The organism is Sphaerisporangium corydalis (genome assembly GCF_025506355.1).
GTDB lineage: Bacteria > Actinomycetota > Actinomycetes > Streptosporangiales > Streptosporangiaceae > Sphaerisporangium > Sphaerisporangium corydalis.
This window is the reverse complement of the sequence record NZ_JANZYP010000093.1, coordinates 1-16,038: the sequence shown is the minus strand read 5'-3', so window position 1 is coordinate 16,038 and position 16,038 is coordinate 1. Positions and strand designations below refer to the sequence as shown.

General features: G+C 73.0%; 13 protein-coding genes. 8 read left to right on the top strand and 5 right to left on the bottom strand.

What is annotated here, in order from left to right:
• Window positions 1-36: 36 nt before the first annotated feature.
• Window positions 37-486 carry a hypothetical protein gene (locus tag NYZ98_RS38510; protein ID WP_262849934.1) on the bottom strand — a complete coding sequence of 150 codons (450 nt, stop codon included), beginning with the start codon at window positions 484-486 and terminating at the stop codon, window positions 37-39.
• Window positions 487-710: 224 nt separating this feature from the next.
• On the bottom strand, window positions 711-1,472 hold the full coding sequence (locus tag NYZ98_RS38505; protein WP_262849932.1) for an alpha/beta hydrolase: 762 nt from the start codon (window positions 1,470-1,472) through the stop codon (window positions 711-713).
• 199 nt (window positions 1,473-1,671) lie between these two features.
• Here NYZ98_RS38505 and NYZ98_RS38500 point away from each other — a divergent pair, with 199 nt between their 5' ends.
• Window positions 1,672-2,391: a lysophospholipid acyltransferase family protein gene (locus NYZ98_RS38500; protein WP_262849930.1), complete on the top strand. Its 720-nt coding sequence runs from the start codon at window positions 1,672-1,674 to the stop codon at window positions 2,389-2,391.
• 118 nt (window positions 2,392-2,509) lie between these two features.
• Here the strand turns inward: NYZ98_RS38500 and hypF are convergent, their stop codons facing one another.
• The 3 genes from hypF to NYZ98_RS38485 all read right to left on the bottom strand — a co-directional run bounded on the left by hypF (window position 2,510) and on the right by NYZ98_RS38485 (window position 7,407).
• Entirely contained in the window at window positions 2,510-4,834 is a 2,325-nt protein-coding gene (hypF, locus tag NYZ98_RS38495; RefSeq protein WP_262849928.1) for a carbamoyltransferase HypF, read from the bottom strand.
• A 90-nt stretch (window positions 4,835-4,924) separates the two neighbouring features.
• Complete coding sequence (locus tag NYZ98_RS38490; RefSeq protein WP_380708273.1) at window positions 4,925-6,376, bottom strand: rhamnulokinase; 1,452 nt, start codon at window positions 6,374-6,376, stop codon at window positions 4,925-4,927.
• Complete coding sequence (locus NYZ98_RS38485; protein WP_262849926.1) at window positions 6,373-7,407, bottom strand: LacI family DNA-binding transcriptional regulator; 1,035 nt, start codon at window positions 7,405-7,407, stop codon at window positions 6,373-6,375. Before NYZ98_RS38485 ends, NYZ98_RS38490 begins: the two co-directional genes overlap by 4 nt.
• 310 nt (window positions 7,408-7,717) lie before the next feature.
• On the opposite strand from NYZ98_RS38485, the gene NYZ98_RS38480 reads away from it, so the two are divergent.
• The 7 genes from NYZ98_RS38480 (at window position 7,718) to NYZ98_RS38450 (ending at window position 16,024) form a co-directional block, all read left to right on the top strand.
• On the top strand, window positions 7,718-9,208 hold the full coding sequence (locus tag NYZ98_RS38480; RefSeq protein WP_262849959.1) for a sugar ABC transporter ATP-binding protein: 1,491 nt from the start codon (window positions 7,718-7,720) through the stop codon (window positions 9,206-9,208).
• A complete protein-coding gene (locus NYZ98_RS38475) occupies window positions 9,205-10,245 on the top strand; it encodes an ABC transporter permease (RefSeq protein ID WP_262849924.1) in 1,041 nt (346 codons plus the stop codon). The genes NYZ98_RS38480 and NYZ98_RS38475 overlap by 4 nt, the downstream gene beginning before the upstream one ends.
• Window positions 10,235-11,302, top strand: coding sequence for an ABC transporter permease (locus NYZ98_RS38470; RefSeq protein ID WP_262849922.1), 1,068 nt, complete (start codon window positions 10,235-10,237; stop codon window positions 11,300-11,302). Before NYZ98_RS38475 ends, NYZ98_RS38470 begins: the two co-directional genes overlap by 11 nt.
• A complete protein-coding gene (rhaS, locus tag NYZ98_RS38465) occupies window positions 11,302-12,390 on the top strand; it encodes a rhamnose ABC transporter substrate-binding protein (RefSeq protein WP_262849920.1) in 1,089 nt (362 codons plus the stop codon). The genes NYZ98_RS38470 and rhaS overlap by 1 nt, the downstream gene beginning before the upstream one ends.
• A 114-nt stretch (window positions 12,391-12,504) precedes the next feature.
• Window positions 12,505-12,825, top strand: a complete 321-nt coding sequence (locus tag NYZ98_RS38460; protein WP_262849918.1) for an L-rhamnose mutarotase — start codon at window positions 12,505-12,507, stop codon at window positions 12,823-12,825.
• A 12-nt stretch (window positions 12,826-12,837) separates the two neighbouring features.
• Window positions 12,838-13,992 carry an L-rhamnose isomerase gene (gene rhaI / locus NYZ98_RS38455; protein ID WP_262849916.1) on the top strand — a complete coding sequence of 385 codons (1,155 nt, stop codon included), beginning with the start codon at window positions 12,838-12,840 and terminating at the stop codon, window positions 13,990-13,992.
• A 1-nt stretch (window position 13,993) separates the two neighbouring features.
• Entirely contained in the window at window positions 13,994-16,024 is a 2,031-nt protein-coding gene (locus tag NYZ98_RS38450) for a bifunctional aldolase/short-chain dehydrogenase (protein ID WP_262849914.1), read from the top strand.
• The last annotated feature ends 14 nt before the right edge of the window (window positions 16,025-16,038 follow it).

Sequence of the window (16,038 nt, the reverse complement as noted above, 5' to 3'; positions counted from 1 at the left end):
GCCTGAGGTCCGGGCCGCCGGGGCCCGCCGAGGGCCTTAGATGATCGCGCCGTCGTCCCAGCCGGAGTCGGGAGGGGGGCCGTCGCCCATGCGGACGATCAGGGCCACGAAGCCGCCGATGAAGGCGGCGATGGCGGCGAACACGATCCAGCCGTCCATCGGCCAGGTGAGCAGGGCGGCGAGCAGCAGGTAGGCGGGGCCGCCGAACAGCGCGAGCCAGGCGATCCTGGTGCCGGCGTCCATCTTGGGGAGCGGCGGCGGGGGAGGCGGGATGTAGTGGTCGCCGTCGTCGTCCTCGGGGGCGGCGGGCCGCTCCTCCTCGCGGGTCTCCGCCGGCGTCTCCGCCTTCACCTGCTGCGGGGCGTCGTCGGCGGGGACGTTCTCGCGGTCCGGCCATGGCTGGCCGGCCGAGGTCGCTTCGGCGGTTTCGTTGAAGGAGGCGACGATCTGACGCCAGACCTCGTCCTCATCGCTCTGCGGCGTCACCGGTCACTTCGATTCGTTCCTCTAATCATGATCACGCCTGCTGGTCGCTCACGGTGCTGCGTACGCTGGGTCGCTGGTGGTGATGTTCGCTGGTCGTCAGGGCTGCTGCGCTTGCTGGGATCGCTGGTGAGGACGATCGCGCCCGCTGGGTGGCTCGTCGCTCGCTCGGTGGCCGGCCGGCTCATGCCCCGCCGCCTCGCACGCGGCTAGCCGCTGAGGTCGGATCAGTCTCTCTGCAAGGGTACCGACGCGTGGGTCCTGATGAAGTCGAGGCTGCCCTCGAAAATCGTCGGAGCATCGTTGTCGAGCGTCGCCACGTGGTAGCTGTCGGCGCACTCGCGGACCGTCAGATTGTCCCCGAGCACCTCTTTCAGCAGCTCAACGCTCTGCGGCTTCACGACGTGGTCCTCGGGGCTGTGGTAGACCAGCACCGGCTGGGTGACGCGGCCCAGTTCCGAACGGACCAGCGACCACAGCTTGGGGAGCGTGGCGGCGGCCCGCACCGGCGTGCGGGTGTAGCCCAGTTCGGTCACGCCCTCGCGCTTGATGTCCCCGGCGACCCCGGCGACCGAGGGCAGCACGAACTTCAGCACGGGGGCGAGCGACAGCAGGGGCGTGTCGTTCACGATCGAGGGGTTCACCACGACCAGGCCGCGCACCGACGCGCCGTGCACCTCCGCCAGCCGCAGCGCCATGCACCCGCCGAGCGACAGGCCCGTGACGAAGACCTCCGAGCACCGGCTCCGCAGGCTCTCGAAGGCGCGTTCCAGCTCGGCGTACCAGTCCTCCCACCGGGTGCGGTTCATCTCCTGCCAGGTGGTGCCGTGCCCGGGGAGGCGGGGCAGGGAGACGGTCAGGCCGGCCGCCGCCAGGTGCTCGGCCCAGGGGCGCAGCGACTGCGGCGTCCCGGTGAAACCGTGGCAGAGCAGGACCCCGACCTGGCCACCTTCGTGCTGGTAGGGCTCGGAGCCGGGCATGAGCGGCATGATGGGTTCCTCTTCCTGATGCGGCTCGCCTGATCGTCGCACGTTCGGGTGCCGTCCCGCGAGATCCACGGGCCCGGTGTCGTGACCGGGAGGCGCGGAGGTGTAGGTGCGGCGCGCCGGGCGTGCGAAGATGACGCCACGCCGGTTACAGCGCCGTGAACGAAAAGACACGCCAGCGGACCAGAGAAGAGGTGCCCGAGTGTTCTACTGGGTGGTGAAGGCCATTCTCGCGCCGTTACTCCATCTGGTGTTCCGTCCCTGGGCCGAGGGCAAAGAGCACGTCCCGAGGAAGGGCCCGATGATCCTCGCGGGCAACCACCTGTCGTTCGCCGACCATTTCTTCGGCGCGCTGCCGCTGCCCCGCAAGGTCATCTCGCTCGGCAAGGCGGAATACTTCACCGGGCGCGGGCTGAAGGGCCTGCTGAGCCGGGCCTTCTTCACCGGCGTCGGCACCGTCCCCATCGACAGGTCCGGCGGCAAGGCCAGCGAGGCCGCGCTTCGCACCGGCCTGCGCATCCTGCGCGAGGGCCACGTCCTCGGCATCTACCCCGAGGGCACGCGCTCGCCCGACGGCCGCCTGTACAAGGGCAAGACCGGGGTCGCCCGCCTGGCGCTGGAGTCCCGGGTGCCGGTCATCCCCTGGGCGATGATCAACACCTTCGAGATGATGCCTCCCGGGCACCCGCTCCCCAAGCTCGGCATCCGGCCCGGCGTGAAGTACGGCAAGCCGCTGGACTTCTCCCGGTACTACGGCATGGAGGAGGACCGGCTGGTCCTGCGCGCCGTCACCGACGAGATCATGTACGCGCTGATGGAGCTGTCCGGGCAGGAGTACGTGGACAAGTACGCCGCGAGCGCGAAGGTCGAGCAGGCCCGCGCCGCCAGGAACGCCGCCACCGGTACCACCCCGCCCACCTGACCGTCCCGGTCACCCGGTCACGCCGCCCGTCACCCCGGGCTCGCCCTCCCGTCACCCCGGCTCCCCGTCACCCGGCGCGCCCATCACCAGTACGCCCGTCACCCGGCCACGCCGTCCCTCATCCGGGGAGGCCGCCGGGTTCGGCGTCGCGGGCGGCGGCGACCGCCGCCTGGCCGAGGCTGACGCCGCCGTCGTTGGGCGGCACGCCGGTGTGCAGCAGCACCCTGAACCCGTGCCCCTCCAGCAGGGCGGCCGCCCGCTCGGTGAGCAGCACGTTCTGGAACACCCCGCCCGACAGCGCCACCGCCGTCAGGCCCGTGCCGTCGCGGACCCGCAGGCAGCCGCGCGCGATGAGCAGGGCGACCCCGTTGTGGAACCGCGCCGAGATCACCGGCGGGTCCACGCCCGCCGCCGCGTCCGCCAGCACCGCCTCGACGAGATCGGTCCCTGCCACCATGAACGGCGCCCCGCCGCCGGGGTCCACCAGGCGGCAGGGGTAGGCGCCCCGTTCGCCCGGGTCGGCGATCCGCTCCAGCTCGATGGCCGCCTGTCCCTCGTAGGTGACCGTGTCGCGGCCCGTCGTCAGCGCGGCGACGGCGTCGAACAGGCGGCCCGCGCTGGAGGTCAGCGGCGCGTTCACCCCCCGGGAGGCCATGGCGACGACGGCGTCCCAGCGCCCGGCGTTGCGCTCGCGGACCGCCAAGCCCTCCGGAGCCCGCGCGCCCAGGTAGGAGGCGGCCATCCGCCAGGGCTGCCGGACCGCCGCCGCCCCGCCGGGCATCGGCACCACCGCCAGGTGCCCGGCCCGCTCGAACCCGGCCAGGCCGGCGACCAGGAACTCACCGCCCCACAGGGTGCCGTCCGGGCCGTGGCCCAGCCCGTCGAAGGCGACGCCGATCACCGGCCCCGCCTCGCCGTTGTCGGTCAGGCAGGACGCGACGTGCGCGTGGTGGTGCTGCACGGCCACCAGCGCGGCGTCCTCCCGGTCCAGCGCGTACTTGGTCGAGAGGTACTCCGGGTGCGGGTCGTAGGCCACCACGTCGGGCCGGATGCCGAACAGCCGCTCGAAGTGCCGGACGCCCTCGGTGAACGACCGCAGCGTCTCGTGGTTCTCCAGGTCGCCGATGTGGTGCGACACGAACGCGCGGCCGCCCTCGGCCAGGCAGAAGGTGTGCTTCAGCTCGGCCCCGCACCCGAGGACCGGCCGCCGCGCCGCGCGCACCAGCGGCACCGGGCGCGGGACGTGGCCCCGCGAGCGCCGGATCGGCGACTCCCGCCCCCGGAACACCCGGACCACCGAGTCGTCGGTGCGGGTGTGGATCGGCCGGTCGTGGATCAGGAACGCGTCGGCGATGCCGCCCAGCCGCGCGAGCGCGGCCTCGTCCAGGTAGGCGATCGGCTCGTCGGAGACGTTCCCGCTGGTCAGCACGATCGGCCCTGGGCAGCGGCGGAGCAGCAGGTGGTGGACGGGGGAGTAGGGCAGCATCACGCCGAGCTCCCGGGCGCCCGGGGCGACGGACGCGGCCACGGGGGCGTCCGCGCGGCGGCGCATCAGCACGATCGGCCGCCGCGGGCCGGTGAGCGCCCGTTCCTCGCCGGGGCCGATGTCGCACAGCCGCCGCGCCCCGGCCAGGTCCGCCGCCATGAGCGCGAACGGCCGGTCCTCGCGGTGCTTGCGCGCCCGCAGCGCCGTGACGGCCCGCTCCAGGTCGGCGCGCACGGCCAGGTGGTAACCGCCGATGCCCTTGACCGCGAGGATCCCACCCCCCGCCAGCACGGCCGCCGCCCCCTCCACCGGGTCGCCCGCCGCCTCCACCCGGTCGCCCGGGTCGCCTTGGTCGCCCGGGGCCGCAGGCCGGGAGCTGTGGAGGAGCCGCAGGCGCGGGCCGCAGGCCGGGCAGCACACCGGCTGGGCGTGGAACCGCCGGCTCGCCGGGTCGTGGTACTCGGCCGCGCACGCCCCGCACATCGGGAACCCCGCCATCGTCGTGGCGGCCCGGTCGTACGGCGAGGCCCGCACGATCGTGAACCTCGGCCCGCAGGCGGTGCAGTTGACGAACGGGTAGCCGAACCTGCGGTCGGCCGGGTCGTCCAGCTCGCGCAGGCAGTCGTCGCACGTCGCGACGTCGGGGGAGATGAGCGCCCGGCCGCGTCCAGGGCCGGTGCTCGGCGCGATGGAGAACCCGGGGGCGCCGGTGACCGGGATGTCCCGGGCGGTGACCCGGTCGACGACGGCGAGCGGCGGCGGGCTGTCGCGCACGGCCGCGAGGAAGGCGGCCACGGCGGCCGAGCCGCCCTCGACCTCGATGAACACGCCCCGCTCGTCGTTGCCGACGACGCCGCGCAGCTCCAGCCGCGTCGCGAGCCGGTGGACGAACGGGCGGAAACCCACCCCCTGGACGATGCCGTCCACCCGGATCTCGGCACGGACGCAAGGACTCACATGATCAGTCTCGGGCGCGCCGGGCCCCCGGGCAACGCCGACGCGCGGCACCGGCCCGACCGGCCTCGCCTGCAGCGGGTGGCCGGTCGCTCAGGTCGAGGTGGTCGCGAGGCGGGTGGCGGCGGTGTCCCAGGCCGTCTGGTCGCCCCGGGGCTCGTAGGCGACGATCGGCTCGCTGCGCCGTACCAGCTCGCGGATGTCGCCGACCAGGCCGAGGGCCCGGGCCTGGACCAGCGCGTTGCCGAGCGCGGCGGCCTCCACCGGCCCCGCGTGCACGGGCAGGCCGGTGGCGTCGGCGGTCATCTGGCACAGCAGCGCGTTGCGCGCCCCGCCGCCCACGATGTGGATCACCTTCACCGCCTGGCCGCTGAGGCGCGCGGCGTCCCGCACGGTGCGCCGGTAGGCCAGGGCGAGGCTTTCGAGCACGCACCGCACGACCTCGGGCGGGCCGGACGGCGGGCGCTGGCCGGTGCGCTCGCAGTACGCGGCGACGCGCCCCGGCATGTCGCCGGGCGGCAGGAAGGCGGGGTCGTCGGGGTCGACCAGGGCGCCGAACGGCCGGGCCCGCCCGGCGGCGTCCAGCAGGCCGGGCAGCGCGGGGTGGTCCCAGGCGCGCAGGCACTCGGAGAGGATCCACAGGCCCATGACGTTGCGCAGGTAGCGGGTGGTGCCGTCCAGCCCGCCCTCGTTGGTGAAGTTCGCCAGCCGGCTCTCCTCGGACAGCACGGGCGCGGGCAGCTCGACGCCGACCAGGGACCAGGTGCCGGAGGAGATGTAGGCGAACTCCGGGGTGGCGGCGGGCACGGCGGCCACGGCCGAGGCGGTGTCGTGCGAGGCGACCGCGACCACCGGGGTCCCGCCGGGGGCGGCGGTCTCGGCGGCGACGTCGGGGCGGAGCGTCCCGGCGGGGGCGCCGGGCGCGCGCAGGGCGGGGAAGATCCCCGAGGGGACGCCGAGGCGGTCCATCAGCGGGCGCGCCCAGTCGCCGGCCCGCACGTCGTACAGCCCGGTGGTGGAGGCGTTGGTGGTCTCGGCGCCGATCGACCCGGTCAGCCAGTGCGTGAGCAGGTCGGGGATCATCAGGAGCGTCTCGGCGCGTTCCAGGGCCGCCGGGTCGGCGAGGAGCTGGTAGACGGTGTTGAACGGGAGGAACTGCAGGCCGCTCACGCCGTACAGCGACGCGGCGCCGACCTGGTCCACCACCCGCTCCATCACCCCGGAGGTGCGTTCGTCGCGGTAGTGGACCGGGTTGCCGATCAGCCGCCCGGACGCGTCGAGCAGGCCGTAGTCGACCGCCCAGGAGTCGATGCCGATCGAGTCCACCGGGCCGGCCGCGCGCAGCCCGTCGAGGACGCCCTGGTAGAGCGACAGGATGTCCCAGTGCAGGGTGCCCCCGGCCCGGACCGGCCGGTTGGCGAAGCGGTGCGCCTCCGACAGCTCGACCCCGCCGGGATGGACGCGCGCGGTCATCACCCGCCCGCTGGAGGCCCCGAGGTCGACGGCCGCGAACGTGGCGGGCGCCGCCGGGGAGCGGGCGGTCACCGGTCGCGCCGGGTGGACTCGCGCGCGACCAGCTCGGGCTGGAACATGATCTGCTGGTGGGCGTGACTCTCGGGGTTGTCGCACTCGTCGAGCAGCAGTTCGGTGGCGATGCGCCCGAGCTTGTAGGTCGGCTGGCGGATCGAGCTGAGCGACACCGCCGAGGCCGCCGCGAAGTCGATGTCGTCGTAGCCGATCAGCGCGACGTCGTCGGGCACCCGCACGCCCGCCTGGAGCAGCCCGCGCAGCAGGCCGAGGGCCAGCAGGTCGTTGGCGCAGAAGATCGCGTCCGGCAGGCGCCCCTCGGCGACCATCTTCTCGGCCGCCCGCTGCCCGGCCCTGGCGTTCATGGCGGGCATCTCGACGACCTCCAGCCCCGCGACCGGGTCGAGCCCGGCCGCCGCCACCGCCTGCCCGGCCCCGGTCATGCGGTCGAGGCACTGGCGGATGGTCAGCGGGCCGGTGACGTACGCGAGGCGGGCGGCGCCGCCGGCGATGAGGTGGTCCGCCGCCGTGCGCCCGCCGGTGATGTCGTTGACCGCGACCGAGCACTGGTCGGAGCGGTGGGCGGGGTGGTCGACGAGCACCAGGCTGATGCCCCGGTCGCGGATCGCGTCCAGGCGGGCGGGGTCCTCGCCCGAGGGGGTGATCAGCAGGCCGCGCACCCGCTGCTCGGCGAAGACGCGCAGGTTGCGCTCCTCCTTGGCGTGGTCCCCCGAGGAGTTGCCGAGGATCACCGCGTAGCCGAGGTCGCTGGCCACGTCCTCGACCCCGGCCGCGACGTCGGTGAAGAACGGGTTGCCGATGTCGATCACCGACAGGCCGATCGTGCGGCTGTGGCCGGCCCGCAGGGTGGACGCCGAGCCGTGCCGGACGAACCCGAGCTCGCGGATGACCTTCTCGACGCGGGTGCGCGTCTCGGCCGCCACCTTGTGCGGGCGGTTGAGCACGTTGGAAACCGTGCCGGGGGAGACCCCGGCCCGCGCGGCGACCTCCTTGATGCTCACCGTGCCTCCGGTGCTCCCCGTGCTCATCCGGACTCCTTCAGTTGTCGGCGTTCATTAAAACGTGCCAGCCGTGGCGCGCACCAGCCCTGGTACCAAAATCGCACAGGGAGCGGGCGGCGGTGCGGATGCCGGGGGAAGGAGCCCCGGTAACGCATTGGAAACAGCGACTTCACCCCCCATTGACATGGTCGCTGGACCGGCCTTAGCGTCCGGGCAAGGCCATTAAAACGTTTTTGGCCCCGCATGCCAAGCGCTTGGGAAGGGGCGGGTCAGCGTGAGGGATCCCGGTGAGGCCGAAGCCCCGCGAGGGCCGGCGCCCGGCACGGCGCCGCCGCCGGTGCTCGCACTGAGGAAGGCCGGCAAGTCCTTCGGCGCGGTCCGCGCGCTGCGGGAGGTCTCGCTCGAGCTGTTCGCCGGCGAGGCGCACGCCCTCGCGGGCGAGAACGGCGCCGGTAAGTCCACGCTGGTCAAGACCCTGTCGGGGGTGCACCGCCCCGACGAGGGCGAGGTGCTGCTCGATGGCGCGCCCGTGGAGTTCGGCGGCCCGGCCGCCGCCCAGGAGGCGGGCGTGGCCGTGATCTACCAGGAGCCGACGCTGTTCCCCGACCTGTCGGTCGCGGAGAACATCTTCATGGGACGCCAGCCGCGTGCCCGCTTCGGGCGCATCGACCGGCGCGCCATGCACGCCGAGGCCACCGAGCTGTTCACCGGGCTGGGCGTCGCCATCGACCCCGGCAGGCCCGCACGCGGCCTGTCCATCGCCGACCAGCAGCTCGTCGAGATCGCCAAGGCCCTGTCGCGGCGGGCGCGCGTGCTCATCATGGACGAGCCCACCGCCGCCCTGTCGGGCAACGAGGTCGCCCGGCTGTTCAACGTGGTCAAGACCCTGCGCGAGCAGGGCTGCGCGGTGCTGTTCATCTCCCACCGGCTCGACGAGATCTTCGAGCTCTGCCAGCGGGTGACGATCCTGCGCGACGGGGCGTGGGTGGCCGGCGAGCCCATCTCCGCGCTCACCCCCGACGACCTGGTCAGGCGGATGGTCGGCCGCGACCTCGACACCCTGTACCCCAAGCAGGACACCCTGCCCGGCGAGGTGGCGCTCACCGTCGGCCGCCTCACCCGCGAAGGCGTGTTCACCGACGTCTCCTTCGAGGTGCGCCGGGGCGAGATCGTCGCCCTGGCCGGCCTGGTCGGCGCCGGGCGCAGCGAGGTCGCCCGCGCGATCTTCGGGGTCGACCGCTGGGACGCCGGCACCGTCGAGGTCGGCGGCCGGCGCCTGCCCCCCGGCAGCCCGACCGCCGCCATGGCGGCCGGCCTGGCCCTGGTCCCCGAGGACCGGCGCCAGCAGGGCCTGGTCATGGACCTGTCCATCGAGCGCAACATCGGCCTGACCGGCCTGAAGAGCGTGCGCCGCGGCCCGGTGATCTCCCGGGCCGCCGAGCGCGACCGGGCGCGCGACTGGGCGGCCCGCCTGCAACTGAAGTTCACCCGCCTCGGCGACGCCGTGAACGTCCTGTCCGGCGGCAACCAGCAGAAGGTCGTACTCGCCAAGTGGCTGGCCACCGACCCCGCCGTGCTGATCGTGGACGAACCCACCCGGGGCATCGACATCGGCACCAAGGCCGAGGTGCACCGCCTGCTCTCCGAACTCGCCGGGCGCGGCATCGCGATCCTGATGATCTCTTCTGACCTGCCGGAGGTGCTGGGCATGGCCGATCGCGTGCTCGTCATGCACGAGGGCCGGCTCGCCGCGGAGATCCCGCGCGAGCGGGCCACCGAGGAAAGCGTCATGTCCGCGGCGACCGGGCGCGACGGGGCCGCCGCGTGACCGCCGTCACCGCGGACGCCACCCCCGGCGGGCGCAGCGCGCGCGGCCTGGTGGAACTGGTCTTCCGGGCCCGCGAGCTCAGCCTGGTGGCCGCGCTCGCCGTCCTGGTGCTGGTGACCACCGCCGTCAACCCGAACTTCCTGTCCGGCCAGGGTGTGAAGGACATCTTCCTCAACACCTCGATCCTGGCCCTGCTCGCCGTCGGCCAGTCCCTGGTCGTCATCACCAGGAACATCGACCTGTCGGTGGGGTCGGTCGTCGGGCTGGTCGCCTTCTGCACCGGCAAGTTCGTCTCCGCCGACCCCACCGGGCGCGGCGTGCTGACGGCCCTGGTCTTCGGCGTCGCGATCGGCGCGGTGTGCGGGCTGCTCAACGGCCTGCTGGTGAGCTTCTGCCGCGTCCCGGCCCTGGTCGTCACCCTCGGCACGCTGTACGTCATCCAGGGCCTTGACCACTACATCGCCCACGGCCAGCAGATCAACGCCGTCGACCTGCCGCCCGCCCTGCTCCACCTCGGCAACGAGGGCGTGCTCGGCGTCCCGTACCTGCCGGTCATCACCGTCGTGGTCATGCTCGCCGTCGGCTACTACCTGCGCTCCTACCCCTCGGGGCGCGACTTCTACGCGATCGGCTCCAGCCCCGAGGCGGCCCGCCTCGCCGGGGTCCCGGTGCGGCGCCGCGTCCTGGCCGCCTACCTGTTCAGCGGCGCGCTCGCCGGGCTGGGCGGGGTGCTCTGGCTGGCCAGGTTCGGCACCGTCGTCGCCGACCCGGCGCGCGGCTGGGAGCTGATCGTGGTCAGCGCCGTCGTCGTGGGCGGCGTGGCCATCGTCGGCGGCGTCGGCACCGTGTACGGGGCCGTGCTCGGCGCCCTGCTGCTCACCACCATCGGCAGCGCCCTGGTCGTGCTGAAGGTGAACTCGTTCTGGCAGCAGGCCCTCACCGGGGCGCTGCTGCTGCTGGCCATCACCGTCGACCGGGTGCTCGCGGTGCGGGTCACACGGCTGCTGCGCAAGAGGAGCGTCCGCCATGGCGCATGACCTCATGACGACCCCCGGCACCGGCAGCGCCCCCAAGGGCGGCGCGGCGGGCCGGTCGCCCCTCGGCCGCTTCGTCCGCTGGGACGTGCTGGTCACCGCGCTGCTCATCGCCGTGTTCCTGGCCGGCGCGGCCGGTTCCCCCGACTTCGCCAACGCCGGCAACCTGTCGTTCGCGCTGGGCGACCTCGGCGAGATCGCGCTGATCGCGCTCGCCATGACCCTGCTCGTCGTCGCCGCGGAGGTGGACCTGTCGGTCGCCTCGGTGCTCGGCCTGTCCAGCGCCATGATCGGGGCCCTGTGGGACGCCGGCTGGGCGATCGAGACCATCATCCCGCTGGTGGTGGTCGTGGGCGCGGTGTGCGGCCTGGTGAACGGGCTGCTGGTCACCCGCCTCGGCCTGCCCTCGCTGGCCGTCACCATCGGCACCCTGGCGCTCTACCGCGGCCTCGCGTACGTGGTGCTCGGCGACAAGGCGGTGGCGGAGTTCCCCCAGCGGTACACCGACCTGGTGACCGGCGACGTGCCCGGCACGCCGATCCCCTACCCCGTCGCCCTGTTCGTGCTGCTCGCGATCATCACCGGCGTCGTCCTGCACGCCACCGGCGCCGGCCGCGCGCTGTTCGCCATCGGATCGCAGGAGGAGGCGGCCTTCTTCGCCGGCATCCGGGTCAAACGGATCAAGCTGGTGCTCTTCGTGGTGTCCGGCACGATGGCGGCCTTCGCCGGCGTCGTCTACACCCTGCGGTACGGCAGCGCACGGGCCGACAACGGGTTCGGCGTCGAGCTGGCCGTCATCGCGGCCGTGCTGCTCGGCGGGGTCGACTTCGACGGCGGCAAGGGCACGCTCGGCGGCGTCATCGCCGGAGTGCTGCTGATCGGGCTGCTGCGCAACCTGCTCATGCTCAACGACGTCGCGACCGAGATCCAGTCGATCGTCACCGGGCTGCTCCTCATCGTCTCGGTGCTCACCCCGCGCCTCGCGGCCGTCGTGCGACAGCGACGCCGCTCCCCGGCTCCGCACACCCCCCTCTCCTCCGAAGCAGAAAGTAATCGATGATGACGCATTCCTCATTGCGGTTCGCCTCCGCGGCGATCGCCACGAGCGTCCTCGCGCTCGGCCTGGCGGCCTGCGGCGGCACCACCAAGGACTCCCCGGCGACCTCGGCGGCCCCGGCCCAGTCGTCGGCCGCGGCGCCCGCCAAGGCCGACCCGAACGCCCCGGTCAAGCAGGGGCTGAAGCTCGCCTTCCTCCCCAAGCAGATCAACAACCCCTACGAGACGATCGTCGACGACGCGGGCATCGAGGCCACCAAGGAGTTCGCGGGCACCGCCAAGGAGGTCGGCCCGTCCGACGCCTCGGCGTCGTCCCAGATCTCCTACATCAACACGCTCACCCAGCAGGGCCAGGACGCCATCCTCATCGCGGCCAACGACGCCAACGCGGTCTGCGGCCCGCTCAAGCAGGCCATGGCCAAGGGCATCAAGGTCGTCGCCTACGACTCCGACGCCGCCAAGGACTGCCGGAACCTGTTCATCAACCAGGCCAGCTCGGAGGAGGTCGGCCGCAGCCAGGTCAAGCTGCTCGCGGACATGATCGGCCACAAGGGCGACATCGCGATCCTGTCGGCCACCGCGAACGCCACCAACCAGAACACCTGGATCGGCTTCATGAAGGACGAGCTGACCAAGCCCGAGTACAAGGACATGAAGCTGGTCAAGGTCGCCTACGGTGACGACGACGACCAGAAGTCCTTCCAGCAGACCCAGGGGCTCCTGCAGGCCTACCCCGACCTCAAGGGCATCATCTCCCCGACCACGGTCGGCATCTCGGCGGGCGCCCGCTACATCTCCGGCTCCAAGTACAAGGGCAAGGTCGTGCTGACCGGGCTCGGCACGCCGAACCAGATGAAGCAGTTCGTCAAGGACGGCACCGTCCAGAAGTTCGCGCTGTGGAACCCCAAGGACCTCGGCTACCTGGCCGCCTACGCCGCCGCGGCGCTGTCCTCCGGGCAGATCACCGGCACCGAGGGCGAGACGTTCAAGGCCGGCAAGCTCGGCGAGAAGACGATCGGCAAGGACGGTGAGGTCATCCTCGGCCCGCCGTTCACCTTCGAGGCGTCCAACATCGACCAGTTCGACTTCTGAGCCGCCGGGCCACGATCCGGCCGGCGTCTCCAGACCATCGTGCACGGCTCGCGCGGCGCACCGCTCCCGCACCGGGGGCGGCCCGCGCGAGCCGTACGTGAGGAGCGATCGATCATGAAGCGTGTGTGCTTCCTGCTGAAGGTCAGGCCCGGCCGCCTCGCGGAGTACCGCCTGCGCCACACGGCGGTCTGGCCGGAGATGCTCGGCGCGCTGAGCTCGGCCGGATGGCACAACTACTCGCTGTTCCTTCGGGACGACGGCCTGCTCGTCGGCTACCTGGAGACCCCCGACTTCGACGCCGCCCGCGCGGCCATGGCCGCGACGGACGTCAACGCCCGCTGGCAGGCGGAGATGGCGCCGTTCTTCGAGGAACTCGACGGGCGCGGTCCCGACGAAGGCATGTTCACGCTCGACGAAGTATTCCATCTCGACTGATCGGGGATCCCCATGGCAACGGACATCAAGGCGGCGCTGCGGAGGCAGCGCATCGAGACGCCCTCCTGGGCTTTCGGCAACTCCGGCACCCGGTTCAAGGTGTTCGCCCAGAAGGGCGTGCCCCGCGACCCGTACGAGAAGCTGGCCGACGCCGCCCAGGTGCACCGGTTCACCGGCGTCGCGCCGACCGTCGCCCTGCACATCCCCTGGGACAAGGTGGACGACTACGCCGGCCTGGCCAGGCACGCGCGCGACCTCGGGGTCGGCATCGGCGCGATCAACTCCAACGTCTTCCAGGACGACGACTACATGCTGGGCAGCGTCACCAACCCCGACCCCGGCGTGCGCCGCAAGGCGCTCGGCCACCTGCTGGAGTGCGTCGACATCATGGACCTCACCGGGTCGGCGACGCTCAAGCTGTGGTTCTCCGACGGCACCAACTACCCCGGCCAGGACGACCTGCGCGCCCGCCAGGACCGGCTCGCCGAGGCGCTGGCCGCGGTGTACGACCGGCTCGGCGACGGGCAGCGGTTCCTGCTGGAGTACAAGCTGTTCGAGCCGGCCTTCTACGCGACCGACGTGCCCGACTGGGGCACCGCCTACGCCCACTGCCTCAAGCTCGGCCCCAAGGCGCAGGTCGTCGTGGACACCGGCCACCACGCGCCGGGCACCAACATCGAGTTCATCGTCGCGTTCCTGCTCCGCGAGGAGCGGCTCGGCGGGTTCGACTTCAACTCCCGCTTCTACGCCGACGACGACCTCATGGTCGGGGCCGCCGACCCGTTCCAGCTCTTCCGCATCATGTACGAGGTGATCAGGGGCGGCGGGTACGGCGAGCACATCGCGTTCATGCTCGACCAGTGCCACAACATCGAACCCAAGATCCCCGGCCAGATCCGCTCGGTGATGAACGTCCAGGAGGCGACGGCCAAGGCGCTGCTCGTCGACGCGGACGCGCTGGCGGGCGCCCAGGCCGAGGGCGACGTGCTCGGCGCCAGCGCCGCGTTCATGGACGCCTACAACACCGACGTCCGCCCGCTGCTCGCCGAGCTGCGCGAGGAGTCGGGCCTGGACCCCGACCCGATGGCCGCCTACCGGCGCTCGGGCTACGCCGAGAAGATCGTCGCCGAGCGCGTGGGCGGCGCCCAGGCCGGATGGGGGGCCTGACATGACCGGCACGACCGTCACCGAGCTGCTGCGCCGCGCGCACGCCCTCGGCGCCGACCCGCGCAACACCAACTACGCCGGCGGGAACGCCTCCGCCAAGGGCACCGCCACCGACCCCGTCACCGGCGACGACGTCGAGCTGATGTGGGTGAAGGGCTCAGGCGGCGACCTCGGCACCCTCACCGAGGCCGGCCTCGCCGTGCTCCGGCTCGCCACGCTGCGGTCGCTGACCCGGGTCTACCCCGGGCCGGAGCGCGAGGACGAGATGGTCGCCGCGTTCGACCACTGCGCCTTCGGGAAGGGCGGCGCGGCCCCGAGCATCGACACCGCCATGCACGGCCTGGTCGACGCCGCCCACGTCGACCACCTGCACCCCGACGCCGGCATCGCCGTGGCCACGGCCGACGGCGGCGAGGAGCTGACCCGGCGGATCTTCGGCGGCCGGGTGCTGTGGGTGCCCTGGCGGCGCCCGGGGTTCCAGCTCGGCCTGGACATCGCCGCGCTGAAGGACGCCAACCCCGGCGCCATCGGGGTCATCCTCGGCGGCCACGGCATCACCGCTTGGGGCGACACCGGCGAGGAGTGCGAGGCCCGGTCCCTGGAGATCATCCGGACCGCCGAGCGGTACATCGCCGAGCACGGCAGGCCCGAGCCGTTCGGCCCGGTCCTGCACCGGCCGCTGCCCGAGCGGGAGCGCGCCGAACGGGCCGCGACCCTGTTCCCTCTGGTCAGGGGCTTGTGCTCCACCGACGCGCGCCAGGTGGGCCACTACACCGCCACGCCGGAGGTGCTGGACTTCCTGTCCCGCGCCGAGCACCCCCGCCTGGCCGCCCTGGGCACCTCCTGCCCGGACCACTTCCTGCGCACCAAGGTCGCGCCGCTGGTCCTCGACCTGCCACCGGACACGCCGCTCGCCGACGTCGTCACCCGGCTGCGCGAGCTGCACGCCGCCTACCGCGAGGACTACCGGGCCTACTACGAGCGGCACGCCGGGCCCGGCTCGCCCGCGATGCGCGGCGCCGACCCGGCGATCGTCCTTCTGCCCGGCGTCGGCATGTTCAGCTTCGGCAAGGACAAGCAGACGGCCCGCGTGGCCGGCGAGTTCTACGTCAACGCGATCAACGTGATGCGGGGCGCCGAGGCGCTGTCGGGCTACCGGCCCATCGAGGAGTCCGAGAAGTTCCGCATCGAGTACTGGGAGCTGGAGGAGGCCAAGCTCAGGCGGCTGCCGAAGCCCAGGCCGCTGGCCACCCGCGTCGCCTTCGTGACCGGCGGCGGGTCGGGCATCGGCGCGGCCACCGCGCGCAGGCTGGCCGCCGAGGGCGCGTGCGTCGTGGTCGCCGACCGCGACCTCGGGTCGGCGGAGAAGGTCGCCGCCGAGCTCGGCACCGCCGACGTCGCGCTGGCCGTCGAGGTGGACGTGACGTCGGAGGAGCGGATCACCGAGGCCCTGCGCCGCGCGGTCCTCGCGTACGGCGGGGTGGACCTGGTGGTCAACAACGCCGGGCTGTCGCTGTCGCGGTCGCTGCTGGAGACGACCGCCGCCGACTGGGACCTGCAGCACGACGTCATGGCCCGGGGGTCGTTCCTGGTGTCCCGTGAGGCGGCGCGGGTCATGATGGACCAGGCGATGGGCGGGGACCTGGTCTACATCTCCTCCAAGAACTCCGTGTTCGCCGGGCCGAACAACGTGGCGTACGGGGCGGCCAAGGCCGACCAGGCCCACCAGGTCCGCCTGCTGGCCGCCGAGCTCGGGCCGTACGGGATCCGGGTCAACGGGATCAACCCCGACGGCGTGGTCCGGGGCTCCGGGATCTTCGCGTCCGGCTGGGGCGCCAACCGGGCGGCGGTGTACGGGGTGCCCGAGGAGCGGCTGGGCGAGTTCTACGCCCAGCGGACCCTGCTGAAGCGGGAGGTGCTGCCCGAGCACATCGCGGCGGCGGTCTTCGCCCTCACCGGGGGAGACCTCTCGCTCACCACCGGCCTGCACATCCCCGTGGACGCCGGCGTGGCCGCCGCCTTCCTCCGCTGACCCACCCCCACACC

Bases quoted from the DNA above. Each gene is read 5' to 3' on its own strand.
- NYZ98_RS38485 (WP_262849926.1), bottom strand. From the start codon at position 7,407: ATGAGCACGGGGAGCACCGGAGGCACGGTGAGCATCAAGGAGGTCGCC.
- NYZ98_RS38505 (WP_262849932.1), bottom strand. From the start codon at position 1,472: ATGCCGCTCATGCCCGGCTCCGAGCCCTACCAGCACGAAGGTGGCCAG.
- NYZ98_RS38460 (WP_262849918.1), top strand. From the start codon at position 12,505: ATGAAGCGTGTGTGCTTCCTGCTGAAGGTCAGGCCCGGCCGCCTCGCG.
- NYZ98_RS38450 (WP_262849914.1), top strand. From the start codon at position 13,994: ATGACCGGCACGACCGTCACCGAGCTGCTGCGCCGCGCGCACGCCCTC.
- NYZ98_RS38470 (WP_262849922.1), top strand. From the start codon at position 10,235: ATGGCGCATGACCTCATGACGACCCCCGGCACCGGCAGCGCCCCCAAG.
- rhaI (WP_262849916.1), top strand. From the start codon at position 12,838: ATGGCAACGGACATCAAGGCGGCGCTGCGGAGGCAGCGCATCGAGACG.
- rhaS (WP_262849920.1), top strand. From the start codon at position 11,302: ATGACGCATTCCTCATTGCGGTTCGCCTCCGCGGCGATCGCCACGAGC.